The 24,530-nt window shown below is 54.0% G+C and carries 20 protein-coding genes, 1 tRNA gene and 1 pseudogene; 16 read left to right on the top strand and 6 right to left on the bottom strand.

Going from position 1 to position 24,530, the window contains the following annotated elements:
• Positions 1-90: 90 nt before the first annotated feature.
• The 6 genes from AC2FI8_RS15455 to AC2FI8_RS15430 all read right to left on the bottom strand — a co-directional run bounded on the left by AC2FI8_RS15455 (position 91) and on the right by AC2FI8_RS15430 (position 5,974).
• Positions 91-864 carry a hypothetical protein gene (locus AC2FI8_RS15455; RefSeq protein WP_496779992.1) on the bottom strand — a complete coding sequence of 258 codons (774 nt, stop codon included), beginning with the start codon at positions 862-864 and terminating at the stop codon, positions 91-93.
• 437 nt (positions 865-1,301) lie between these two features.
• On the bottom strand, positions 1,302-3,119 hold the full coding sequence (typA, locus tag AC2FI8_RS15450) for a translational GTPase TypA (RefSeq protein ID WP_496779991.1): 1,818 nt from the start codon (positions 3,117-3,119) through the stop codon (positions 1,302-1,304).
• 76 nt (positions 3,120-3,195) lie between these two features.
• On the bottom strand, positions 3,196-3,531 hold the full coding sequence (locus AC2FI8_RS15445; RefSeq protein ID WP_282151243.1) for a DMT family transporter: 336 nt from the start codon (positions 3,529-3,531) through the stop codon (positions 3,196-3,198).
• 390 nt (positions 3,532-3,921) lie between these two features.
• Positions 3,922-5,079 carry an HD domain-containing protein gene (locus AC2FI8_RS15440; RefSeq protein ID WP_496779989.1) on the bottom strand — a complete coding sequence of 386 codons (1,158 nt, stop codon included), beginning with the start codon at positions 5,077-5,079 and terminating at the stop codon, positions 3,922-3,924.
• On the bottom strand, positions 5,076-5,321 hold the full coding sequence (locus AC2FI8_RS15435) for a hypothetical protein (RefSeq protein WP_058271680.1): 246 nt from the start codon (positions 5,319-5,321) through the stop codon (positions 5,076-5,078). Before AC2FI8_RS15435 ends, AC2FI8_RS15440 begins: the two co-directional genes overlap by 4 nt.
• Positions 5,321-5,974 carry an alpha/beta hydrolase gene (locus tag AC2FI8_RS15430; RefSeq protein WP_058271679.1) on the bottom strand — a complete coding sequence of 218 codons (654 nt, stop codon included), beginning with the start codon at positions 5,972-5,974 and terminating at the stop codon, positions 5,321-5,323. Before AC2FI8_RS15430 ends, AC2FI8_RS15435 begins: the two co-directional genes overlap by 1 nt.
• 177 nt (positions 5,975-6,151) lie before the next feature.
• Between AC2FI8_RS15430 and iscR the strand changes: the two genes are divergently transcribed.
• The 16 genes and pseudogenes from iscR to AC2FI8_RS15350 all read left to right on the top strand — a co-directional run.
• Entirely contained in the window at positions 6,152-6,610 is a 459-nt protein-coding gene (iscR, locus tag AC2FI8_RS15425) for a Fe-S cluster assembly transcriptional regulator IscR (protein WP_496764828.1), read from the top strand.
• Between the two features lie 60 nt (positions 6,611-6,670).
• The gene (locus AC2FI8_RS15420; RefSeq protein WP_496764830.1) at positions 6,671-7,714 is read left to right on the top strand and encodes a cysteine desulfurase family protein; all 1,044 of its coding nucleotides are present in this window, start codon (positions 6,671-6,673) and stop codon (positions 7,712-7,714) included.
• Between the two features lie 17 nt (positions 7,715-7,731).
• Positions 7,732-9,252 carry a Fe-S cluster assembly protein SufB gene (gene sufB, locus AC2FI8_RS15415; protein ID WP_058271676.1) on the top strand — a complete coding sequence of 507 codons (1,521 nt, stop codon included), beginning with the start codon at positions 7,732-7,734 and terminating at the stop codon, positions 9,250-9,252.
• A 70-nt stretch (positions 9,253-9,322) separates the two neighbouring features.
• Positions 9,323-10,078, top strand: coding sequence for a Fe-S cluster assembly ATPase SufC (gene sufC / locus AC2FI8_RS15410; protein ID WP_113790584.1), 756 nt, complete (start codon positions 9,323-9,325; stop codon positions 10,076-10,078).
• On the top strand, positions 10,078-11,358 hold the full coding sequence (locus tag AC2FI8_RS15405; RefSeq protein WP_496779987.1) for a SufB/SufD family protein: 1,281 nt from the start codon (positions 10,078-10,080) through the stop codon (positions 11,356-11,358). Before sufC ends, AC2FI8_RS15405 begins: the two co-directional genes overlap by 1 nt.
• The gene (locus AC2FI8_RS15400; protein WP_058271673.1) at positions 11,358-11,843 is read left to right on the top strand and encodes a YIP1 family protein; all 486 of its coding nucleotides are present in this window, start codon (positions 11,358-11,360) and stop codon (positions 11,841-11,843) included. The genes AC2FI8_RS15405 and AC2FI8_RS15400 overlap by 1 nt, the downstream gene beginning before the upstream one ends.
• Complete coding sequence (locus tag AC2FI8_RS15395) at positions 11,840-12,406, top strand: Yip1 family protein (protein WP_496764834.1); 567 nt, start codon at positions 11,840-11,842, stop codon at positions 12,404-12,406. Before AC2FI8_RS15400 ends, AC2FI8_RS15395 begins: the two co-directional genes overlap by 4 nt.
• A 13-nt stretch (positions 12,407-12,419) precedes the next feature.
• Entirely contained in the window at positions 12,420-13,640 is a 1,221-nt protein-coding gene (locus AC2FI8_RS15390; protein ID WP_496764836.1) for a cysteine desulfurase, read from the top strand.
• Between the two features lie 66 nt (positions 13,641-13,706).
• Positions 13,707-13,783 (top strand) — tRNA-Arg (locus tag AC2FI8_RS15385).
• Between the two features lie 77 nt (positions 13,784-13,860).
• Complete coding sequence (locus tag AC2FI8_RS15380) at positions 13,861-15,255, top strand: tyrosine-type recombinase/integrase (protein ID WP_496779985.1); 1,395 nt, start codon at positions 13,861-13,863, stop codon at positions 15,253-15,255.
• A gap of 19 nt (positions 15,256-15,274) precedes the next feature.
• On the top strand, positions 15,275-16,567 hold the full coding sequence (locus AC2FI8_RS15375; RefSeq protein ID WP_496779983.1) for a hypothetical protein: 1,293 nt from the start codon (positions 15,275-15,277) through the stop codon (positions 16,565-16,567).
• Positions 16,568-17,629: 1,062 nt separating this feature from the next.
• A complete protein-coding gene (gene gltS / locus AC2FI8_RS15370) occupies positions 17,630-18,841 on the top strand; it encodes a sodium/glutamate symporter (protein WP_282170908.1) in 1,212 nt (403 codons plus the stop codon).
• 323 nt (positions 18,842-19,164) lie between these two features.
• Complete coding sequence (locus tag AC2FI8_RS15365) at positions 19,165-19,884, top strand: NYN domain-containing protein (protein ID WP_282170906.1); 720 nt, start codon at positions 19,165-19,167, stop codon at positions 19,882-19,884.
• A 289-nt stretch (positions 19,885-20,173) separates the two neighbouring features.
• Positions 20,174-21,910 carry an adenylate/guanylate cyclase domain-containing protein gene (locus AC2FI8_RS15360; RefSeq protein WP_282168737.1) on the top strand — a complete coding sequence of 579 codons (1,737 nt, stop codon included), beginning with the start codon at positions 20,174-20,176 and terminating at the stop codon, positions 21,908-21,910.
• Between the two features lie 300 nt (positions 21,911-22,210).
• Entirely contained in the window at positions 22,211-23,803 is a 1,593-nt protein-coding gene (locus tag AC2FI8_RS15355; RefSeq protein ID WP_496779980.1) for an adenylate/guanylate cyclase domain-containing protein, read from the top strand.
• Positions 23,804-24,264: 461 nt separating this feature from the next.
• Positions 24,265-24,453: pseudogene (locus AC2FI8_RS15350) on the top strand (recombinase family protein); the annotation flags it as partial.
• Positions 24,454-24,530: the final 77 nt, after the last annotated feature.

Raw genomic sequence — 24,530 nt, 5'->3', positions numbered from 1 at the left:
CCCCTTTGTTTGTCAGGCCGAACGTCGAGACGTTTTCGGCGTTTTTCAAGGCGTCGCCAAAAATTTCAGGCTGCTTTGCGGTTGATCGCGTCAGAGGGTGCCGCCGCTGCCATCGGCGCCGCCGCCACCGGCACCGCCGCCGCTTCCGTCGCTGCCACCGCCGCCGTCGCCGCCACCGCTGCCGTCGCTGCCACCGCCGCCGTCGCCGCCACCGCTGCCATCGGCACCGCCACCACCGGCACCGCCACCGCTTCCGTCGCTGCCACCGCCATCGTTGCCGTCGCCATTGCCGCCGCCATTGCCGTCGCCGCTATTGGAGTTTCCACCGTCATTGCTGCCGCCATTACCGCTGCCGCTGTCGGAGTTACCGCCGCCATTGCTGCCACCGTTACCATCGCCGCTGCTGGAGTTTCCGCCGCCATTACTGCCGCCGTTGCCGTCGCCGCTGCCGGAGTTACCGCCGCCGTTGCTACCGCCATTGCCATCACCGCTGCCGGAGTTTTCGCCGCCATTGCTGTCGCCGTTGCCGTCACCGCTGCCGGAATTACCGCCACCGTTGCCACCGTCGTTGCTACCACCGTTGCCGCCGCCATTGCCTCCGCCGTTTCCGCCGCCATTGCCGCTGCCGCCATCACCACCATCGCCGGATTCACCACTTGTGCCGGATACTCCGGCACCGCCGCTGCTTTCGGACGAACCGTTGTTACCACTTGAAGAGCTTCTGTCATCGCCGTCGCTGGTGCGGTTCCTTGCAACGGTTGCCGTCGGGATATCAGTCAAAATCGCTGCGAACAGAGGACAGGCTTGCGATGTGCGGGCCAAGATATCCTCAAAGTCGGCCCGGCGCTGAATGTAGCGCAGCATCCGCTTGTCGACGACTTTGCAACTACAAAGCGTTTCGGTGGATACAGACTGCCGGGCTGTTTTAACTTTGCAAACTTCAGCCGCATGAGCCGCGCTTGTTGCCATCAGTGGGAATGTCGCGGATAAAAATACAAACGAATATAAACGGGATCTTACGCGCATAGCGCTACTCCTTTAAACTCATTACCAACACCTATTAACAAAGTAATTGTGCCACAGTTTGGACAAAAATACTTCCGTAAATTGCCTCAATTGTTGGTCGAGTAACAGCGATAAACGCCGGTAGATTTGCAACCTATTGGTGAAACTGTATGAAAAATATAAGAAAAAGCCCGTCAGTACGACGGGCTTTCTTTTGATTTAGATGGTAATTCTAGAAGTAATTTTACCACGAACGGAACATTGTTTAGATTATGTAAACAATGTCACAGACCGGTTCAGGCCGATCTTGCCATCCGTTTCCGCTCGTGCGGGTCAAGGAAACGCTTGCGCAACCGAATGGCGTTTGGAGTGACCTCAACCAGTTCGTCATCATCGATATAGGCAATCGCCTCTTCCAGAGAATACTGGATATGGGGTGTCAGGCGAACGGCGTCATCGGAACCGCTGGCGCGCACGTTGGTCAGTTTCTTGCCTTTGAGCGGGTTCACCTCAAGGTCGTTATCGCGTGAGTGTTCGCCGATGACCATGCCCTGATACACGTCGGTTTGCGGGGCAACGAACATCCGGCCGCGCTCTTCCAGGTTCCACAGCGCATAAGCCACGGCCTGTCCGTTTTCCATCGAGATCAGAACCCCCGCACGACGACCCGGGATCGGGCCTTTGTGGGCCGCCCAGCCGTGGAACACACGGTTCAGAACACCGGTGCCGCGTGTGTCGGTCAGGAACTCGCCGTGATATCCGATCAATCCGCGCGACGGTACATGCGCGATAATACGGGTCTTGCCCGCGCCAGCCGGGCGCATTTCGGCCAGTTCACCTTTGCGCGCGCCAGTGATCTTTTCGATCACCGAGCCTGAATATTCATCGTCGACGTCAATAGTGACTTCTTCGATGGGCTCCATGCGCTGGCCGTCTTCCTCGCGGAACAGAACCTGCGGGCGCGAGATGCTGAGCTCAAACCCTTCGCGGCGCATGTTCTCGATCAGAACGCCCATTTGCAATTCGCCGCGACCAGCGACCTCGAAGGCCTCGCCGCCGGGTGTGTCGGTGATGCGGATGGCAACGTTCGACTCGGCCTCTTTCATCAGGCGGTCGCGGATAACACGCGACTGAACTTTCTTGCCGTCCCGACCGGCCAGCGGCGAGTCGTTGATGCCGAAGGTCACGGTGATGGTTGGCGGATCGATGGGCTGTGCGGGCAGGGCTTCGTCAACCTGCGGCGAAACCAGCGAGTCGGCTACGGTTGCCTTGCTCATGCCTGCGATGGTGACGATATCGCCTGCTTCGGCCACGTCGATGGGCTGTTGGGCCAGTCCGCGGAACGCCAGGATTTTCGACGCGCGGAAGTTTTCGATCAGCGTGCCATCACGGCTCAGCGCCTTGAGGTTGTCGCCCGCTTTCAAAGTGCCGCTTTCCACACGACCGGTTAGGATGCGACCGATGAACGGATCGCTGCCCAGTGTCGTGGCCAGCATACGGAAAGGCTCATCTTTGTTTTCGACCTGCTTTGGGGCAGGGACGTGATCGACGATCAGATCGAACAGGGCGGTCAGGTCCTTGCGTGGCCCGTCCAGCTCCATATCCGCCCAGCCCGAGCGGCCCGAGGCATACATGGACGGAAAGTCCAGCTGGTCATCGTCAGCGCCGAGGTTGGCGAACAGGTCAAAGCATTCATCAAGTGCGCGGTCTGGTTCAGCGTCGGGTTTGTCTACCTTGTTCAGAACCACGATGGGACGCAGGCCCAGCGCCAACGCCTTGGACGTCACGAATTTGGTCTGCGGCATCGGGCCTTCGGCGGCGTCCACCAACAGGACAACACCGTCGACCATGCTGAGGATCCGCTCAACCTCGCCACCGAAATCGGCGTGGCCGGGGGTGTCAACGATGTTGACCCGGGTGCCTTTCCATTCGACCGAGGTCGCTTTGGCAAGGATGGTGATGCCGCGTTCGCGCTCCAGATCATTGCTATCCATGGCGCGTTCGGCCACCGCCTGGTTTTCCCGGAACGCACCGGATTGTTTGAGCAGCTCATCCACCAGGGTCGTTTTACCGTGGTCCACGTGAGCGATGATTGCGATATTGCGCAGGTCCATGAGAGGTCAGCCTTTGAACGGGAAGTTGCCGCGCGCATAACGCGGATTGACTGAATAGGCCAGCCCTAACCGGTCGTCAGTGGCCCGCTGTGCTGGAAAACAGGTGAATGATCAGGATTCCGGCCAATATCATCGCCAAACCGAGCACCGCAGGCCAGTCCAGGCGCTGACCAAAAACAATGAAGCCTATGATGGCGATTAGAACGATCCCCAAGCCTGACCAAATGGCATAGACGATGCCGACCGGCATAAATTTCAGGGTGAGGCCCAGTAAGTAAAAAGCAACTCCGTAACCCACGACAACCAAAACAGAGGGCCAAAACCGGCTGAACTGCTGGCTGGCCTGCAGCGCCGTTGTGCCAATTGTTTCGGCGAAAACCGCCAGCAATAGGATGAGATAGGCTTTGGGCACGGCAGGTCTCGATTCAGTTGCAGTTGGGGAGGTTGACCACAAAATCCCAATTCACGACAAGGGGAATGTGAATGGATATTGGGAAAAGTTCTGTGTCGGAAGAACCGGGACTGCCCACCGAAGAGGTCAGGATAACCATACTATTTCAAAGAGAAAAATTCTGATAGGAAATGGGTGGTTTTTAGTTTTCTTTTATGAGTTTTCAATGACGAAATTTGCGATATCCGTGATCGTTGCTTCGGCATTCATAGTGGCGCTTGGGTGGCTTGCGGGCGGGGGGTCCGTCGACATAAACGCAGCCAGTGGTGTTGAGCGGTTTGAAAGTTTTCAGGTTTAAGTGCCTGCCGGAACGATTGGAAAAGGGGCTTTTGCGCCCCTTTTTCTATTGGCTCAACCGACAGTGTTTTCTGAAAAATACGTGCTCAGTTTCGGTCGCAACCATGACCACAGCGCTGGTGCACCGCGATTGATCGGGATTCCCACACGGCGTTCGATCTGGGCAAACGTCACGTTGTAATCGACCCAGGACCCGCCACCTGTTTCAAGGTTCCCGATCGGGGTTTGAAACCGATCGATCGCCTTGGCAAATCGCGCGTCTGGCGACTCGGCGGCTTCGAACTCCTCCCATAGCGTCCGGAAGGCGTGCTGCGGTGCCTCGGGCAACAACCCGAACAACCTGTCGGCTGCTGCCTTTTCCTCGGCTTCTTGTGCGGCGTGGTCGACTTGTCCGTGGATGGGATGATCTCCGGCATCAATTTCGACGATGTCATGCAGTAGAAGCATTTTCAGGACTTGGTCCAGCGATACACCGGGCTGCGCGTATTCCGCCAAAACCCAAGCAAACAGCATGATGTGCCAGGAATGTTCGGCCGAGTTCTCAAACCGATCGTCAGACAACAGGCGCGAGGCGCGGTAAACGGACTTGAGGCGGTCTGCCTCAATCAGAAAAGCCAGCCGTTCAGAAAACGCAGTTTCGGGCGTTGACTGCGCGTGCAGCATGGCGCTGGCCAGAGCGTGTGCTTGGGGGAATTCCCGTGCCAAATACGCGGCGCGACCACTGCAGAGGTTTTCCCGCGCTACTTCAACATGATCCGGGTTGGGGGTTGGCGAACACAAGACTTGAAACAGCGGTTGGCATCGGTCCAGATACTTGGCGAATTTCGCGTCCGGCGTCGTGTAGGCCTCGAACTCTTCCCACAGGGCTTGAAACGCAGACGTCTGATCGTCCGGCAAGAGACTAAACAACTCGTCCGCCGCCGCGCGCTCGGCGCGTTCCACGGCGTTCCAATCGGTTTCCAGGTGAATGGGGTGATCGCCGACGATGATCTCGACCAGATCGTGCAACAGCAGCATGCGTATGACGCGGTTAATGTTAACGTCGTCACCCGCCAACGGCTCCATCGTCAATGCCCATAAGGCCAGGTGCCAGCTGTGTTCTGCAGAGTTTTCAGGGCGGGACCGATCCAGGAGCGCATTGGCGCGATCGACCGACTTCAGCCTGTCCGCGCGTTTCAGGAATTCAAGTTGCGCGGACAGTCTTTCAGTCATTTCTTTTCAATCGCTTTCACCTGGGATCGATGTTTGGTCAGTGCGTCGATGACAAACTTGCGCGCTTTGCGTTCAGCAATGCGTACACGCATTTCGGTCAAAAAGGCCTCTTCCAAGGTCTGGGAGGAGGCGCCCAAAAGCTCTCCCACCTCGACAAAGAAACGATCATTGCCGGTTTCGTCCATCACCTTCATTGTGTCCTCGGCCAGTTTGGCCGCAAGTGTTGTGATGGTATTCGACATTAGCGCGTGTTCTCGGTCAGGCGACGCTTCACATAGTCACTGACATCGGTGATCAGCGTGTCCATGTGACGGTCCTGGAAGAAGTGATCAGCACCCTCAACCTCGTTATGGGTGATGGTGATGCCCTTTTGTTCGTGCAGTTTGTTGACCAGCGACGTGGTGTCGGCGGGCGGGGCCACACGGTCGGACGAGCCGTTGATGATCAGGCCGGACGAAGGGCAGGGCGCCAAGAACGAGAAGTCATACATGTTGGCTGGGGGCGACACGCTGATAAAGCCCGTAATTTCGGGGCGGCGCATCAGCAGCTGCATTCCGATCCAGGCACCAAACGAGAAACCGGCAACCCAGCAGTGCTTGGAGTTGTTGTTCATCGACTGCAGATAGTCCAGCGCTGACGCTGCATCGCTCAGCTCACCGATGCCCTGATCGTATTCACCTTGGCTGCGGCCCACGCCGCGGAAGTTAAAGCGCAACACGGTAAAGCCCATGTTGTAAAACGCATAGTGCAGATTATAGACCACCTTGTTGTTCATGGTCCCGCCGAATTGTGGATGCGGGTGCAGCACGATGGCAATCGGTGCGTCTTTTTCCTTTTGCGGGTGGTAGCGGCCTTCCAGGCGGCCTTCGGGTCCGGGAAAAATCACCTCGGGCATGTGTGCTTTGGTCCTGTCTTTTTCTTCCTGATGCCACGATATACTTGACGGTAATCGTAAGGCACTTTAGAACGGTTCTAATTATGATGCTTTGCGCAAGGCGCTGCCTGTCGGAGATACGCACTGGCGGCGGCGGCGTCAATGTTTTCGCTTATAACCTGCCATGAGGGAAAGACAATGAAGCTTTCGACAAAGGGTCGTTACGCGATGGTTGCACTGGCTGATATTGCTCTACAGCCCTCGGACCGCTTGGTGACGCTTAGCGAAATTTCCGAACGTCAGGATATCTCGCTTCCTTATCTTGAACAGCTTTTCGTCAAATTGCGCCGGGCCGAACTGGTTTCGTCCGTACGTGGACCGGGCGGCGGGTATCGTTTGGCGCGGCCTGCTTCCGAGATTCGGGTGGTCGAAGTTCTGGCGGCGGTGGATGAAACCGTGGACGCGCTGCAAAAAGGTGCTGGTGCATCTGGGGCATCCTCGGGCAGCCGGGCGCAGTCATTGACCAACCGTCTTTGGGAAGGTCTTAGTGCGCACGTCTACGTCTTTTTGCACCAGACGCGCTTGTCAGATGTAATCAAGAACGATCTGGCACCGTGCCCGGCAGTTCCCAGTCTGTTTTCCATCGTTGATGTGTGATCTAATGCTGTTTGCCTCTTGGGTTTCTTCCCCGCTTTGCGACGACGAAAAGATGTATCCATGAATCGTATTTATCTGGATCATAACGCAACAACACCGCTGCGCCCCGAGGCGCGTGAGGCCATGGTGGCAGCGATGGATTTGTGCGGGAACCCCTCATCCGTTCACGCCGAAGGCCGCGCGGCCAAGGCTCTGATCGAACGGGCAAGGGCGCAGGTTGCAGCCGCATTTGGTGCGGATGGGGCAGACGTTGTATTTACATCAGGTTCGACCGAAGGGGCCGCGCTGACATTGGGCAATCGTGATTTGCACGGGTCCGCGATTGAGCATGACGCGATCAGATCATGGATTACCGAAGACTTGCCCACGTCGCAATCCGGTCAGGTGGATGTGTCAAACCCCGAGCAGTCGACCCTGCAATTGGCGAACTCCGAGACGGGGATTGTTCAATCTTTGCCAAACGGATTGGCCGTGACGGATGCGACACAGGCCTTTGGCAAGTTGCCGGTGGCCTTTAACTGGCTGGGCGTCCAGATGGCGTTGATTTCGGCCCACAAGATGGGCGGCCCGAAAGGGATTGGCGCGGTGGTGATGAAACGTGGCACCGAACTGCCTGCAATGATCAAAGGCGGTGGGCAAGAGATGGGCCGACGGTCAGGCACCGAAAATGTCATTGGAATCGCGGGGTTCGGGGCTGCAGCTGAAGCTGCGGCGCGGGATCTTTCAAATGGTATCTGGGAACAGGTTCGTGAATTTAGAAATATTCTAGAAAATGCCCTTGAGGCTGGTTCTAAATCTACTATTTTTGTCGGGAAAGGTCAGGACCGCCTTCCGAATACCTCGTGTTTCGCAATCCCCGGCTGGAAGGGCGAAACGCAGGTCATGCAGATGGATCTGGCAGGTTTTGCTATCAGTGCAGGTTCTGCCTGTTCCAGCGGCAAGGTCCGGGCAAGCGCGGTGCTGACCGCGATGGGTTTTGATGAGGTCACAGCAGCAAGCGCCATCCGCGTGTCTCTGGGACCTTTGACCACTGAAGAAGATGTGCTGCGTTTCGCCGAAACGTGGCTTGAAAAAGAAAAGAAGCATCGCGCGCGCGCCGCGTGATCTGACGGAGGTGTCATATGGCCGCTTTGGACCAGACCCAGGTAAAAGAGGGTGTCGATCAAGAAACCGTGGACGCGGTACGCGAGGTCAGTACCTACAAATACGGTTGGGATACCGATATCGAGATGGAGTACGCGCCCAAGGGCGTGAACCCGGATATCGTCCGGCTGATCTCGGAAAAGAATGAAGAGCCCGAATGGATGACCGAATGGCGTCTGGCGGCCTTCGAACGCTGGACCAAGATGGATGAGCCGAACTGGGCTATGGTCCACTATCCCAAGATCGATTTCCAGGACCAGTATTACTATGCCCGTCCCAAGTCGATGGAGGAGAAGCCGAAGTCGCTGGACGAGGTCGATCCAAAGCTGCTGGCTACTTACGAAAAGCTGGGTATCCCGCTGAAAGAACAGATGATTCTGGCCGGCGTTGAAGGTGCCGAGGATATGCCCGCCGAGGGTCGCAAGGTGGCCGTGGATGCGGTGTTCGACTCGGTTTCGGTTGGCACGACCTTTCAGGACGAACTGGCCAAACACGGTGTGATCTTCTGTTCGATCTCAGAGGCGATCAGGGAACACCCTGAACTGGTCAAAAAATACCTTGGCACAGTGGTCCCCGTCTCGGACAACTTTTACGCCACGCTGAACTCGGCCGTGTTCTCGGATGGCTCGTTTGTCTACATCCCGCCAGGTGTACGCTGCCCGATGGAGCTGAGCACCTATTTCCGCATCAACGCGGAAAATACGGGTCAGTTTGAACGCACGCTGATTATCGCGGACAAAGGTTCTTACGTTTCGTATCTGGAAGGCTGCACCGCACCGCAGCGCGATACAGCTCAGCTGCACGCCGCCGTTGTTGAGATCATCATCGAAGAAGATGCCGAGGTGAAATACTCGACCGTTCAAAACTGGTTCCCCGGGGATGAAAACGGCAAAGGCGGTATCTATAACTTCGTGACCAAGCGCGCCGATTGCCGGGGTGACCGGTCCAAGGTGATGTGGACCCAAGTGGAAACCGGATCCGCCGTGACCTGGAAGTACCCGTCCTGCATCCTGCGCGGTGATGAAAGCCAGGGTGAGTTTTACTCGATCGCCATTACCAACAACATGCAGCAAGCTGATACCGGCACCAAAATGGTGCATCTGGGCAAGAACACCAAGTCGCGCATCGTGTCCAAAGGGATCAGCGCGGGTAAAGCGCAGAACACCTATCGTGGTCTGGTTTCGATGCACCCGAAGGCGAAGGACAGCCGCAACTATACCCAGTGCGACAGCTTGCTGATCGGTGATAAATGCGGGGCTCACACGGTGCCGTATATCGAGGTTCGCAACAATTCATCGCGCGTGGAGCATGAGGCGACGACATCCAAAGTGGATGACGATCAACTGTTCTACTGCCGTCAGCGCGGCATGGACGAGGAAGAGGCCGTGGCCCTGGTCGTCAACGGGTTCTGCAAGGACGTCCTGCAGGCGTTGCCGATGGAGTTTGCCATGGAAGCGCAGCAGCTGGTGGCCATCAGCCTTGAAGGATCAGTGGGTTAACCCCGCATTTCTCTGAATTCAGAACATATCGGGGCCGGATGACCCCTTGCGGTACGCAAAAGGACAAAAAATGCTGGAAATCAAAAACCTGCACGTGAAACTTGAGGAAGAAGAAAAGCAAATCCTTAAAGGTGTCGACCTGACCGTCGAGGCCGGAAAGGTGCATGCGATCATGGGGCCGAACGGCTCGGGCAAGTCGACACTCAGCTATGTGCTGTCGGGCCGCGATGGGTACGAAGTGACCGAAGGCTCTGCCACGCTGGAAGGTGAGGACCTTTTGGAGATGGAGCCGGAAGAGCGCGCTGCGGCGGGTATCTTTTTGGCATTCCAGTACCCTGTGGAAATCCCGGGCGTTGGTAACATGACCTTCCTGCGCACGGCCGTGAACGCTCAGCGCAAGGCGCGCGGCGAAGACGAATTGTCAGCTGCTGATTTCCTGAAGGAAGTTCGGGCCAAGGCGAAATCGCTGAAAATCGACGCGGATATGCTGAAGCGCCCTGTGAACGTCGGCTTCTCGGGTGGTGAGAAGAAGCGTAACGAAATCCTGCAGATGGCGATGCTGGAACCCAAGATGTGCATTCTTGACGAAACGGATTCGGGTCTGGACGTCGATGCGATGAAACTGGTGGCCGAAGGCGTGAACGCGTTGCGTGATGAAGGCCGTGGTTTCCTGGTCATCACCCACTATCAGCGCCTGTTGGACCACATCAAACCCGATGTCGTGCACATAATGGCAGACGGTCGAATCGTTAAAACCGGCGGTCCCGAACTGGCATTGGAAGTTGAAAACAACGGTTATGCCGACATCCTGGCCGAGGTGAACTGATGGCTTTGCCCGAAGTAAAGCAAACCGCGACCGAGGCACGGCTGGCCACGCTGACCATGCCCGATGCCGGGTGCACCCGGGCCGCACGCGAAGACGCGCTGGCCCGTGTGTTGGAAATGGGACTGCCGGGTCGGCGCGACGAATATTGGAAGTACACGCGCCCCGACACGCTGATTTCGGCCGAACAGCCGCATGCCGCTTTATTCCACTCGGACGAGCCGCTGCTGTTTGGCAATCTCGACCGGTTGAAGATCGTGTTCATCGACGGTGTGTTCAGCGCCGAAGACTCGGATGATCTGGAACTGGAAGGTGTCAACATCGACCGGATCGAGGATATCTGCTGCAAGGATATCCACTGGGCGAAAGAGTTGTACGGCGTTCTGGAATCGCGCGGGCAATCCCCGGTTCAGCGGCCGTTGGCTGCTTTGAATACCGCATTTGCCGCAGATGGCGTTGCGATCCACGTCACCGGCAAGCCGTCCAAGCCGATCAGCCTGATCTATCGCCATGCATCCGAGACCTCGGACGCCATGCTGCACCACATCATCCGTGTTGAAAGCGGCGCTGAGGTTACGATTTTGGAAAACGGCCCGGCAGCGTCGCGGTTCAACAAATGCATCGAGATCGACATCGCCGATGGCGGTACGTTGCATCACGTGCGCGCGCAGGGCAGGGACCATGAACGTCGCGCCGCGACCCACATGTTCACGCGGCTAGGACAGAAATCTGTCTTTAAGTCCTTCACGCTGACAGTGAATGGAGTTTTGACACGTAACGAACAGGTGATCGAACTGACCGGCGACGACGCTATTGCTCATGTGGCAGGCGCCTGCGTAGGTGATGGTGATTTTCACCATGACGACACGGTTTTCGTTACCCATGACGCAGTGAACTGCGAAAGCCGTCAGGTCTTTAAGAAAGTTCTGCGCAACGGCGCGACCGGCGTGTTCCAGGGTAAGATCCTGGTCAAAGAAGGCGCACAGAAGACTGATGGATATCAGATCAGCCAGTCCTTGCTGCTGGATGATGACAGCCAGTTCCTCGCCAAGCCCGAACTTGAGATCTATGCCGATGATGTTGCGTGTTCACATGGCTCGACCTCGGGTGCGATTGATGAGACGGCGCTGTTCTACCTGCGTTCGCGTGGGGTTTCGGTTAAGGACGCCACCAATATGCTGACACTGGCATTTTTGGCCGAAGCCGTCGATGAAATCGAAGATGAGGCATTGGCAGAGGCCATCGTGAACCGCCTTGAAGGCTGGCTGTCGCGACACATCTGATGCCTTTGACCTCGGATATCGTGGCCACTTATCGGGGGCCGGGTCGTGTCGTGCGGCGGCTTCTTGACCTTGGCCCGCGCGAGGACCGGGCGTTGATGTTTGTCATGGCGTTCTGCGTCGTGGCATTCATCGCGCAATTGCCCAGCCTTGCGCGACGCGCGCATATCGAAGGGCTAGAACTGGATATGTTGATGGGCGGTGCCTTGATGGGCACCGTCATTATTCTGCCTCTGTTTTTCTACCTGCTGGCATTTGTCTCATACGGCGCGGCCCGGTTGGTCGGCGGTCAGGGGACGTCCTATGGCGCTAGATTGGCTCTGTTCTGGGCGCTATTGTCCTCAACACCTCTGGTTTTGTTGAATGGTTTGGTCGGTGGTTTCATAGGATCTGGCCCGGCCCTGACACTCGTCGGGATCGTCTGGTTCGCAGTTTTCCTGTGGTTCTGGCTGGCAGGTCTCAGTCAAGCGCAAAGGCGGCAAGAATGAATCCCACTGGCTTTGTCGATCTTGCGATCTTGACCCTGACACACCCCGCCCAAGCGGCCCGACGCCTTTTGGACATGCGGCCTGGGCGTGAATTCCTATGGCTGGCTTTCTTTTTGGCTGTGGTGCTGAATGGCCTTGTGCAACTGGGTATTGATCACTTGATTCCCGTCCCCAGTGGTGAATCCGTACCCCCACCTACGCCTGTGTTCCTGGGTCTGGTCCGATCTGCGGGCGCCATGTTGCTCAGCGTCGGGGCATTCCTGTTCGTGGGGCGGTTACTGGGTGGCCGTGCAACATTCGATGACATTCTGACGCTGACGATCTGGCTGCAATACCTTCAGATCGCTGCGATGGTGATCACGCTGGTCATCACCATCGTGCTGCCGTTTTTGATGCTTATGTTTTTGCTGGCCACGGCGATTATCAGCCTTTACGTCACGCTCCATTTTCTGAATGAAGCGCATCAGTTCGGTTCGCTTGCTAAATCCTTCGGGGTCATCGTGTTATCTGCCTTGATTGCAGTGCCCTTTGTCCTCGCATTAACGCCCGGCGGCCCCGTATAGGGAAAAAAAGACCATGTATGACGTGCAGAAAATCCGCTCAGACTTTCCAATCCTGTCTCGGGAAGTGAACGGCAAGCCGTTGACCTATCTGGACAATGGCGCATCGGCGCAGAAACCGCAGGTCGTGATTGATGCGGTGACACGGGCATATTCCGAAGAATACGCGAATGTTCACCGCGGCCTGCATTACCTGTCCAATCTGGCGACCGAAAAATACGAATCCGTTCGCGGAACCATCGCCCGTTTTCTGGGCGCGGCGGACGAGGATGAAATTGTCTTGAACTCAGGCACGACCGAAGGCATCAATCTGGTCGCCTATGGCTGGGCCATGCCGCGCATGCAGGCCGGGGATGAGATCGTGCTGAGCGTGATGGAACACCACGCCAATATCGTTCCCTGGCATTTCCTGCGCGAACGTCAGGGCGTCGTCCTGAAATGGGTCGACGTGGACGCTGACGGTGGCCTTGACCCGCAGGCCGTGATCGACGCGATCGGTCCCAAGACCAAGCTGGTTGCAGTGACCCAATGTTCGAACGTGTTGGGCACGGTGGTCGATGTCAAAGCGATCACAGAAGGCGCGCACGCAAAAGGCGTACCGGTGTTGGTCGATGGCAGCCAGGGTGCCGTGCACATGCCTGTCAATGTCGCTGATATCGGATGCGATTTCTATGCAATTACTGGCCACAAGCTTTATGGCCCTTCGGGGTCGGGTGCGATTTACATAAAATCCGAACGCATGGCCGAGATGCGCCCCTTTATCGGTGGCGGCGACATGATCAAAGAGGTCAGCAAGGACCAGGTGATCTACAACGACCCGCCAATGAAGTTTGAGGCCGGAACGCCCGGTATTGTCCAAACCATCGGTCTGGGTGTTGCGCTGGATTACATGATGGATCTGGGGATGGAAAATATCGCCGCTCATGAGGCCAGGTTGCGCGACTATGCTATGCAGAAACTGACCGGTCTGAATTGGTTGCAGGTTCAGGGCACACGCCCGGACAAGGCCGCGATCTTCAGCTTTACGATGGACGGGGCCGGGCACGCACATGATGTCTCGACCATTCTGGACAAGAAAGGCGTGGCTGTTCGTGCCGGGCACCACTGCGCTGGTCCGCTCATGGATTTCTACGGTGTCACGGCGACTTGCCGCGCAAGCTTTGGTCTGTACAACACCACGGACGAGGTCGACATACTGATCGACGCGCTGGAATTGGCACATGATTTGTTTGCGTGAAACCTGGCCGATCCGGAAAGATTTGCAGTTGCACCCGGATCGGAACAAGGTTAGCTAACGGCCAAGGCACCTGTAGCTCAGCTGGATAGAGCGCTGCCCTCCGAAGGCAGAGGCCAGAGGTTCGAATCCTCTCAGGTGCGCCATATCAATGAAGATAATAAAATAAATTCAATGAGTTAGATTGATATTGCGCTCTGTTAGGTGACACAATAGGTGACACATGACAGCAAGTTGGTTCAAAATCGGCCCAATCAGTATGAAGATAAAATACGTGGAGTGGCGTAGAGGTACGGCCTACTATCGCCGTCGAATTCCGTCCGACCTACAGAATAAATACAATGGAAAAGCCCATCTGTTTTCCTCACTCAAGACAGACAACCCTGCGTTGGCGGCAAAGCGGTCATTCGAGGAAACTAGGCGTATCGACAGGGAATGGAGCCTGTTGAGATCGAAGGAGCAATCAGACCTTCAGACTAGAGAGGAGGGAATGGCGGTACTTCGAAAGTATGGCCTGAAGCCGGGTCAAGCCGTCGAGTACGACAAATACGACATAGAGCCGGAAGAGTTTGTAGGCGAACTTCTCGCTCACTCTCACGACCCTTACGGATACAACCCTGGTATCGTGAAGGAACGACTACCAGCGGGCCTTAGGATGGCAGCTGAGTTATTTTACGCTGAAGGTGACGAACTGAACAAACTCACTTGCCCCAGCTTCTCCGAAGTTATCGAGAAACACCTGTACTTTCATCCAAGACGGTCATCAGATCCTCAGTTTGACCGAGCCACACAGAGGTTCATAAAGGTCAACGGAGACATGCCCATAGATCAATTTCGGCGGGAACACGGGAACGCGTACGTCAAGGACCTGCTTGAAAGCAGGGTGAAAAAATCGACGATAAAAAGGTATCTCGCTCAAGTGAGGCCAGTATTCAATACGGCTATCATCGAGCTTGAAGTGCCTATGAATAACCCTCTGGAAAAATTGCAAATACCGGAATCCGAAAGGGATACTGAACCGACAAAGAACCCATTTACAGTTGAACAGGTCATGGCCATTCAGAAACGGTGCATGAAGGTTAACGATGAGCGTAGGTGGTTGATTGCAGCCCTAAGCGATACTGGTGCGAGACTGTCTGAGATTGCAGGATTATTTCGGAGTGATGTCCATTTAGATGCACCGATACCGTATGTCTGCATCGCGGCAAATAGCGTTAGAGAAGTCAAAAACGACGGGTCCGCTAGGAAAATTCCCTTGGTTGGTGCAGCTCTATGGGGCGTGAAACAAGCGATGGCTGCTTCAGAAGAGGATTATCTTTTCCCCATGATCACTAGGCATGGTGACTACGACAAAAATGCAACCTCAGCCGCGTTGAACAAATGGCTAACTGAACAGGGGCTTAGAGGTGAAAAGCAAAGTATGCATAGCCTAAGGCATTCGATGAAAGACAGGCTAAGAAATACAGGCTGTCCAAAGGATATTCATGACAGGATCGGGGGTTGGAAGACTTACGGTGTGGGGGAATCCTACGGTTTAGGACATGAGCTCTCGGTTCTTCATAATCATCTACTGCATATGATCGAATGCGAGTCAGAAGGCGCTCTACGTCTGACGTAATTTGGTGAAGTGAAGAGAAATGAAAGACGACAGGAACATTACGCTTAAAGTCAGGCCAGACTTTGAACCTGAAGAACTCAGGGCAGCGAAAATGGCCCCCTTGGTTATGCTGCCTTTTTCTGAAGAGGCTCATAAGGCTGTTGATGCGATACTGGATCAGACCGTTTCATTTCAAAGAGGGCAGGGAAGTAGAAAAAGAGGGCTTAAAGCGGAAGTAGCCCTATCATTAAAAGCCACGATTGCCGCACTTATTGGCGACTTACTTGAAGCAGCTCTTAACAAAGAGTCGAATGGTTACTGCTGGAGATTGGGGGATAGAACCAAATTCAAAGGCACTTTGGCTACCAGCAGGCACTACGAAACCCTAAAGGAAGAGTGGCCTTTAATGGGGCTGATGGATGTCGCTGATGGCTTCAGGGGAAGTGATGATTGGGACGGGGAGATATATCACCCGAACACTCCGAATAAGAGATGGGCTACAAGACTTAGGGCGACACCCCTTTTGCTGACAAAGCTTGAGGAATTTGGAATCAGCCCAGCTACGTTGTCTCTGCATTTCAGGACAGAATTCAAAAAGTCCCAACCAATCAGTCTCAGAGCAACAAAGACTAGTGGTCAGGCTAAGGGCAGACTCATTTCTTACCAAAGAACACCAACGACTGATGCACTCGAAGCTGATGTTCGGGAAATCAATGGATTCTTGGCTGAATGGCAGTACAGCTTTGGTGCACCTCCTGTGCTGTATCGCTTGTTCAACAATGGCGATACTGAGGACTATCAATGGGATATGGGGGGTAGATTTTACGGTTCTGAGTCCACCTACATCAATTGGAAGTCTGAAGACCGTAAAGGTATCCAGATTGGCGGTGAAGCTACAGCCGAAATCGACATAAAGGCCTGTCAACTAACCATGCTTCATGGCTTCTTTGGTGCCGAGTATGAAGTTGGCGTCGACCTCTACGAGATAGAGGGAATTGATCGAGCCGAAGTCAAACAGGCAGTAAACACAATTGTCGGCAATGGAAGGGTAAGCAGAAGAAGCAATCCGGTCCAAACTAAGCTTCTAGAGTACTACCCCTTCTTGAATGATCTAGAAGCTCATGGATTTAACTCTCTGAAACTTCAGGCAATTGACTCAAACATAATGAATCAAACTCTCCTTATGCTGAAACGTGAACACAATGTGCCAGCACTTCCAATCCATGATTGTCTCATTGTTCGCGCAAAGGACATAGATGCTGCAAAAGAAGTGTTCACCGAAGCTTTTGTTGAGCATGCTGGAGTTAAGCCTACCTTAGAGGTGGAACTTTGATGAAGAAGAAATCTCAGTAGATACTGAGACAATTACCTTATCTGCTTCAATTACTTACTACTCATGTGTGTAAGATTTGGGTTTACCATACGATGTGTATTAGATTGCTTGTAGTCTACTTCTAAAATGCCAACAGTAGATACCATAATGTCCTACCTTGCGGGTTACTATGAACGCTAAGGGCGTCGTCGAATGGCTCCGAGTGTTTGTCAAGTTTGAGTAGCTTTAAGAGTCAGTAATTCATCAATACAATCAACGTGATGCTTGGCTTCATTGGATCAATCCAAAGGAGCAGTACGGGGCCGTTTGCTTCTTTCTGGCAGGGGAAGGCCAAGAGGTCGCAATGGACCGCCCAACGGGGCTCTGCGGGGCTCTCTCGGGGCTTCTGGTCAGTGGATACTGCGTCTAATTTAACTTGATATCAATTGGTTGGTAGTTGCCTTTGAAGCTTGGTTTCAACCCCCGACTTTTAAGGCGTCAATAAGAGCTCTTGAGATTTCAACAGACAACTTCCCAGTCCTTTGTGTACTTGTCGGATTGCTGCTCGACCGAAATAGGATTGTGCGGCCATTACTGTTCGCACAAAGGGGCATTAGCAGCAGGGTTCATCAAGGTCTGCTTTGCGAATGACAAACCAGCCGTTCGCCGCACGATGCCCGAACTGGCAGGAAGGGCCACCAAGCAGACCTTCGCTGCAAGCACGAAAAACCTGCCACATGCACGAAGTGACCTGCCGGGACGGCGTAAACCAGTCCTTCGCTGGGGCGAGCACCAAGGTCCGTTGACCGGGATAAGGCTGTTTTAGATGGCTCGCCCGTACTTTGGCGGGCAACCGATTGTAATTCGAGTCATTGTCCTTGTTTTTCTCAAACTTAGCCAACATAGACATCTCTATTGACTTGGAATAATCCCGATATTCATATTGGGGTCTATGGGGCGACCCAAAACAAGTTGAACGAGGCTCGTCTATGGGTATCGAGAACTGCGCGCACTCGCACAGAACTGATGTGCTGCGCACGTTTGACACCGGTGTAGCACCCAGCCTTACTAAAGGAGTTCGTAGTGGATCCGATAGCTATAGATGGCCGACAAACTATAATTATAGCTATTCTTGCTTTGTATTTTGGAAAATTTGCAAACGCGAAAATTAGGTTCCTGCGAAAGCTTAACATACCCGACCCAATTGTTGGGGGCCTCTCGGTTTCGATCTTGTTTAGTGTGATCCATTTCGCTCTAGGTATTGAGTTCAGGTTTGATATGGATTTGCGAGATGAGCTTCTCATTGTGTTTTTCGCGGCGCTTGGCTTGTCCACAACATTCGAAACCATGCGCAAGGGTGGAAAACTATTCGCCATCTTTGCAGTTGCGGCGGTGGCGTTCATGATCCTTCAAAATGTGGTCGGTGGACTCGTCGCATATGCTGCGGGCCTGGACCCACTTATCGGTTTGCTTGGTGGGTCGATTTCGATGGCTGGAGGGCCGGGGACAGCAGCGGCATGGGCATCAGTTTTCGAGAGCGACTATGGTGTTGCCTCGGCCAGCGAGGTCGGCATCGCTTTTGCCACCGTTGGTATGGTGCTTGGCGGGGTTTTGGGCGGGCCAGTTGCCGCCCGTTTGGTAGCGCACCACAAATTGACACCTGAGACAGATGCAATTTTGAGTATTGGCGTCGCGCATTCTGAAACTGAGGTGGAAATATCTTACGACAGTATGCTTCGCACCATTCTTACGGTGGCTCTTACAATCGGTATCGGTACAGGAATTCACTATCTGTTAGATCAGATCAACTTCAATCTTCCGACCTTTGCCGCGTGTCTTATTGGTGGAATACTGGTCATTAATTTGGGGCCACTTGTGTTTCGTAAATTGAAGTTCCCAAAACCAAACCAATCAAGAAGTCTGGCCCTGATTTCCGAGCTCTCTATCGGCCTTGCTTTGGTAATGTCTTTGATGACAATGCAATTGTGGACTTTGGCCGCAGTCGGACCTGCAATCTTTACGATTCTGGCGGTTCAGACATTGCTGGCCGTCGCTTTTGCGGGGATTATCCTGTTCCGGCTAATGGGATCTGATTATGAAAGTGCGGTGATGGCGTCCGGGTTTGTAGGCGTGTTTCTTGGCGTCACATCAACGGGGTTGGCCAATATTTCGGCCGCTGAAAAATCCTATGGTGCCGCACCTCGTGCACTACTGATAATCCCGTTGATAGGTGCCTTTGTTGTAGAATTGACAAACCCGATCATAACGCAAGTTTTCCTTCAATTATTTAGCTGAGTGAGACCCTGATACTGAGAGATCGTTAACGAACTGAAATGTCGGGTTGGATTCAATCCGGACTTTCGACGCAAAGGCCATTAAGGTCGGCTATGGGCCGCCAGCCATGCCGCGTTTGCAAACGCGTGAAATCAGAACAATGGCGGCTTAGGGCTCATACTACCAATTCGGGCTTGTCGCAGAGAAGGGCAGATGCGAGCCTATCGCTGACCGCTAAGTAAACTCCAGGTCTCTGTTTTTGTGAGTGTTCTGGTTTTCGTGTCGGCAGTTCGATAAGTAGCGACAAGTTAAGACAAGAGTAGACAAAACATGGTGCCAACCAGATGACCGAACGCGCTCAACCGTTATTGGCGACGCTGATTGATGCCGACAACGTACCAGCCAAATTTGCGGAAGCAATTCTCAAGGAGGTCGCTTCAATAGGCGAACCCGCGCTTAGACGAGTTTATGGCGATTGGACCAGTAGTCGGCTGAAAGGTTGGTCCGAGGTAATCCTATCGCTGGGTCTTGTTGCACACCAGCAGACCGCCAATACGTCGGGTAAGAACGCATCCGATATTGGTCTTGTGATAGATGCGATGGACATCCTACATGGAGGTCGGTTCGACGGGTTTGTCTTGGTTTCTTCCGACAGTGATTTCACCAGTTTAGCCAATCGTCTCAGAGAGGATGGCTTAATGGTGATTGGCATCGGAGAGAAAAAAACTCCGGAGCCACTTCGGAACGTGTGCAACCGGTTCATTTTTATTGAAAACCTTGTAGCAGACGAAGGCGAAGCCAAGAAACTGGCTTCTGCAAAGGAGCAGCCCCAAAAAGCTGCAAAGTTACTCTTGGATGCTATGGCTCGTATCCAACAAGATGACGAGTGGTTTCATCTTGGGCAACTTGGCCAGTCAGTAGTCGCTGCACGTCCAGATTTTGATGCTCGGACCTACGGAAAGGGAAAACTGAGCGATCTTGTAGCTGCGATCAAAGGCTTCGAAACGAAGAGACAGGGCAACAGCCTCTTCGTTCGTTACGTCCAGCCAAGGGCAAAGTCCTGAGAATATTCACTTACCTTCAACCTGACTGACCGTTTTGTCCCGCTCACCTGTCTTTGCTCACAGGCGACCCCAATGACCGGTTTGCGCGGTTCGCACCTTGCCGCAAATGCAAAGGACAGAAGCTTAATCGACGGCGGCTTTGGGGCTCTGACCGCCAGTTGGTGCGAGCCGCAGAGGACGGCGGGACAGAGCCCAAAGTCGACACTTTTCATGAGGCTCGAACCGACTCTTCTTGGAGAAACAACGCGTTTGCACTACCCTCGGTGTTGCCCAGGAGAGGAGCATAACGTTGGACCGAAAATTGGCAACGATCATGGTTGGCGATTATGTCGGCTCGACTAGCGCAATGGAACGAAACGAGGAAAGCGCCCTCTCCCAAGTTCTGAGCGGACTAGACCTCGTTACACGTTGTGTGAGCAAGCATCACGGAAGAGTTTTCAATACAGCTGGCGATGCCTTGCTTGCTGAATTTGAAAGCCCCGTCAATGGCCTCAAAGCCGCGATAGAAGCTCGTTCAGAGCTTGCAACAGCACCAGGTCTTACACCGCAGTCTATGCGCTTTGGCTTGCATTTGGCAGATGTCGTTCGGGTAGGGGAAGATTTGCGAGGTGATGGTGTCAACATCGCCGCTCGATTGCAGCAATTGGCCGAACCCGGTGAAATCGACGTATCGGAAGCCTTATTCGACCATGTCCGTAGAGTGTCGCCCTGTGCATTTGAAGACCGGGGGGAACATCGGCTCAAAGGGCTGGACGAAGCCATGCGCATCATGCGCGTCGGTGCCTCTTCGGATCGCCATGTTTTCCAACTTGCTCCGACCGTTGAAGCACCAAAATCCGCCATCAAGCCGAATTCAATCGCCGTTTTGCCATTCCTGACGAGAACTGGAGCAGACGAGGATCAAGATTTTCTCGCCGAAGGATTAACGGAGGAATTGATCCACGATCTGAGCCTCATCCGTTCACTTTTTGTGAGTTCTCGAACAGCTTCCGTGGCGTTGCAAACAGATGATCCCAAACTAATCGGGGATACGCTTGGTGTGCGGTACGTATTGGCTGGAAAGGTTCGTAAGATGGGCTCACGTGTGAGTCTGAGCGTGACCCTAACTAGAACCAGCGACGGAGGGCTTGTCTGGTCAGATCGCATTCAGCGGCCTTTCGACGAAGTAATCGACGCGATGGAGGAGATAGTTGCGCGCGTGGCGGCCACGGTATCAGGCCGGATTGATCACGAAGCGATTAGCGCGGTCCGTATGAAACGGCCCGAGAATATGACCGCTTATGAATATTATCTGCGGGGTCTGGAACAACACCGTATGGGCACTGTGGCAGACTCGTTCTACCGCGAAGCACGAGAATGGTTTCGAAAGTCGCAGGAAGCCGATCCCAACTTTGCGCGCCCCATTGCAATGGACGTGTGTTCCTGGAGCGGTATGGCAGATTTCGATCTGGCATCTGCAGAAGAAAAACTCAACCGCGCGATGCAACTGGATTCTTCGGATCCCGAACTGCACCGCATTCTGGGTACTTTACAGATTAAGCTGAACAATGACTATGACGCCAGTCGTCGCCACCACGAGCGAGCGATGCAACTTGCTCCGAACGATGCCTACATTCTTGGGCGCTGCGCCGCTTTCTACACTTTCGATGGGCAGCCAGAGCGGGCCCTGGAGTTACTGGAGCACGCGGCGACACTTGACCCGTTTTTGCCGGTTTGGATTGTCGAGGAGCAGGTGGCGGCACTATACGCATTGGGGCGCTTCACAGAATCCAACGAAGAGGCCAGGAGCCTCAATTTCCAGACTCGTCGATCCCGGCTCTACAGAGCAGCAAGCCGAGTAGCTCGAGGCGACGTTGAGCGCGCACGTGAAATCGTGGCCGAAGCGTTGGCCGACGACCCCACTCTCAGTCTGGAATATGTGAAGTCACAGGAATTGCTACGCGACACAGAAAAGTTAAACGCCCTTTTTAACAATTTGCGCAAAGCAGGGTTGCCTGACCACCCTATCGCCAGTGCGAATTCGTAAAGATTTTGCACTGCAGAGGTGACACTGAGCAATTGTTTTTGTCCAACAGCGCTGAAAGGACCGCTTTGTCCGCAGGGCCGCCGTTCGTTCCTCATTGTGAACTTTCGAATGTCTGTTGTGAGCCCAAACTTTTACGTGGTTACGGCTTCGCAAAACCACTGTCCAAATGCGTGTCCGACTGCGATCAGAAGCAAACTGCTTGTTGGTTCGAGGCGTTTCACTATGTTTGGTGGCCGGAGGGCTCCGGTGCGTTCGCGAATTACAACTCTAATGGTCGTCGATATGGTCGGTTACTCATCTATGATGAACGCCAATCAGGATGCCGCAATCGAAGCAGTACGAGAGCTCAAGCGCGACCAATTGGAGCCAGTGCTCGCCGACTTCGGTGGCGAGGTCCTAAAACGCATGGGTGACGGCTGGATCGTTGCCTTTGCCTCAATCGGTGCAGCTTTGGACAGCGCCATTCAGGTGCAAAGCAATCTTTATGACCACCCGACCATAAAGCTAAGGATCGGTTGCCATCTGGGAGAAATAGTCGAAGACGATGATGATTTTTACGGCACTGGTGTGAACATCACTCAACGCATTCAAACTGAAGCACCGCCCGGTGGCGTGATGGTGTCGGAAGACTTTTACCGTCAGCTGTCAACCGAACAATCAGCAGTGCTTAGCGACGCTGGCACATTCAGCCTGAAAAATATCTCGCAGCCGGTCCGGCTATATCAATGGCGACTTGCGCCCGGTTCAACAGGCAAGTCGGGTGATGTACCATCAATTGCATTCCAGTCCTTTGATTACGCGCCGGTTGATCCAGAGACCAAAGCGCTCGCTGGTGACCTCCGTGATCAACTTATCGTAAGAGTATCGCGAAGAAAGGGCGTTTCCGTTTTCGATGCATCTGCCAAGTCTGTAGAAGCCGCGACCTATGATTTGCGCGGGCGCGTTCGGATCGCTGGGAGGCGCGGAAGGTTCACCATTACGTTGGTCTCACGTGCCAACGCGAGGCCTGTATGGTCACAGACATACGAAGCTCAGACTGAAGATGTATTCGATTTCTGCGACACTGTCCTGGAGCAGGCAGAGGGGGATTTACGTCTCCAAACCAATGCGTTCGATGGGGATAGACTTGCTGGGCTCCCAGTTGACGACTTGAGTGTATCTGAGCTCCGTGCACGTGCCGCCAATGAATTTTACAAGGTTACGATAGAAAGCTGGGAAGAGGCACTTTCACTTATAGAACGTGCCATCTCGCTCAATCCGCTGGACGGGATGTCGCTTTGCATGCGCGTGGAAGCACAACTCATGCTCCACGGTGCACGCTACAAGATTATGTCTGCCGAAATTAAGAAAAGATGTGAGGAAGTCCTAAACACCGCGGTGATGCAAGAGCCCAAGAGCGACTATGTCATTTGGGTCCGAGCGAATTTCCGGCTTGCAGTGCAAGACGATATTTCAGGAGCGCTCGCTGATCTTAAACGAGGACGGCAACTTAATCCCGCGTATTTGGAAAACCATGAACTTGAAGGTCAGATTTTGCTTCGTAGGTCTGAATTTGCGGGCGCTGATGCTGCATTTTCGCGTCTCGTAGAGCGTGGCGAGCAGGATCCACTGCAACCATATCGGCTGTTCATGCGTGGCATTGCAAGGTATTGTGGCGGAAATTTCGAAGGCAGTGTTGAGGATGCCTCTGCCGCCTATGACATGCGCCCAAATGAAGCTGGCCACCTAAAACTCCGCGCGATGGCGCTGACTGAGATGCAACTTCATGAACAAGCCCAGGCATGCTTGCAAGCGGCCCGGCAGCTATCACAAGCCCCAATGATGACGACAAAACCACCGGTCTTGCCACCTGACATGCGCTGGATGTTAGACAGGCTAAAACCTGTCTTCTGAAGTCAATTGGCCATGTTATTGATGCAAATCTTGTGTGCGGACATCGTCCGCTTTGTCCGCGTCACCGCCATCTGCGTACCACTCAGAGAATGTCCGGTTTAAGTAGTTCTCGACCTGCCGCATGAGCGAAAGACCGAGGTGTGATCAAGGTCCGGTAAGGGCTCAGAGCGGTCATCCGACAACTTCTGTCAGCCATCAAATGTCCGGTGCTCGAGTCTTTCAGATTCTGCACCACCAAGGAACCGTTTTTTCAGAGGTGATAATAAGAACAATAAACCCCCTCCTTTTTGAAGTCGGTTACTAAAACCCCCCACCCCTTTGTTTCCAGACAAAAATGCTGCCAATAGGCCAAGGTCCAGTGTCCATCCAGTGAGGGTGGCGGAAATGGTGGCAATGAAGTTGGTTTCTGCTTTTGGCAGGGAATTGACACAACGTCTTAGAACCTAATGGGAACCACCAAAATGATCATTGGATACGCAAGAACATCTACACTGGAACAACAAGCCGGACTTGAAGCCCAGCAGAAGACGCTCTTGGAGGTTGGGTGCGAGAAAATCTACTCCGAACAAGTCTCCTCTGTTGCACGTAGAGAGACGCTCAGTGAAGCTCTCAGCTTCTGCAGAGAAGGGGACGTCCTCATAGTCACCAAGTGTCCGTCGTCAGGGATTTTGGGACAGATGGCCGCCTGATCTAAGAGAGGGTCTGGCTCAACTGGTTGTTGTGATTA

The sequence above is a fragment of the Ruegeria sp. CDSB029 genome, assembly GCF_059611125.1.
This window is presented reverse-complemented; position numbering and strand designations above follow the sequence as displayed.

Bases quoted from the DNA above. Each gene is read 5' to 3' on its own strand.
- AC2FI8_RS15455 (WP_496779992.1), bottom strand. From the start codon at position 864: ATGCTGCGCTACATTCAGCGCCGGGCCGACTTTGAGGATATCTTGGCC.
- AC2FI8_RS15405 (WP_496779987.1), top strand. From the start codon at position 10,078: ATGGCTTTGCCCGAAGTAAAGCAAACCGCGACCGAGGCACGGCTGGCC.
- AC2FI8_RS15365 (WP_282170906.1), top strand. From the start codon at position 19,165: ATGACCGAACGCGCTCAACCGTTATTGGCGACGCTGATTGATGCCGAC.
- AC2FI8_RS15430 (WP_058271679.1), bottom strand. From the start codon at position 5,974: ATGCCCGAGGTGATTTTTCCCGGACCCGAAGGCCGCCTGGAAGGCCGC.
- sufC (WP_113790584.1), top strand. From the start codon at position 9,323: ATGCTGGAAATCAAAAACCTGCACGTGAAACTTGAGGAAGAAGAAAAG.
- AC2FI8_RS15435 (WP_058271680.1), bottom strand. From the start codon at position 5,321: ATGTCGAATACCATCACAACACTTGCGGCCAAACTGGCCGAGGACACA.
- AC2FI8_RS15355 (WP_496779980.1), top strand. From the start codon at position 22,211: ATGATGAACGCCAATCAGGATGCCGCAATCGAAGCAGTACGAGAGCTC.
- AC2FI8_RS15380 (WP_496779985.1), top strand. From the start codon at position 13,861: ATGACAGCAAGTTGGTTCAAAATCGGCCCAATCAGTATGAAGATAAAA.
- sufB (WP_058271676.1), top strand. From the start codon at position 7,732: ATGGCCGCTTTGGACCAGACCCAGGTAAAAGAGGGTGTCGATCAAGAA.
- iscR (WP_496764828.1), top strand. From the start codon at position 6,152: ATGAAGCTTTCGACAAAGGGTCGTTACGCGATGGTTGCACTGGCTGAT.
- AC2FI8_RS15395 (WP_496764834.1), top strand. From the start codon at position 11,840: ATGAATCCCACTGGCTTTGTCGATCTTGCGATCTTGACCCTGACACAC.
- AC2FI8_RS15420 (WP_496764830.1), top strand. From the start codon at position 6,671: ATGAATCGTATTTATCTGGATCATAACGCAACAACACCGCTGCGCCCC.
- AC2FI8_RS15375 (WP_496779983.1), top strand. From the start codon at position 15,275: ATGAAAGACGACAGGAACATTACGCTTAAAGTCAGGCCAGACTTTGAA.
- AC2FI8_RS15400 (WP_058271673.1), top strand. From the start codon at position 11,358: ATGCCTTTGACCTCGGATATCGTGGCCACTTATCGGGGGCCGGGTCGT.
- AC2FI8_RS15390 (WP_496764836.1), top strand. From the start codon at position 12,420: ATGTATGACGTGCAGAAAATCCGCTCAGACTTTCCAATCCTGTCTCGG.
- AC2FI8_RS15440 (WP_496779989.1), bottom strand. From the start codon at position 5,079: ATGACTGAAAGACTGTCCGCGCAACTTGAATTCCTGAAACGCGCGGAC.
- typA (WP_496779991.1), bottom strand. From the start codon at position 3,119: ATGGACCTGCGCAATATCGCAATCATCGCTCACGTGGACCACGGTAAA.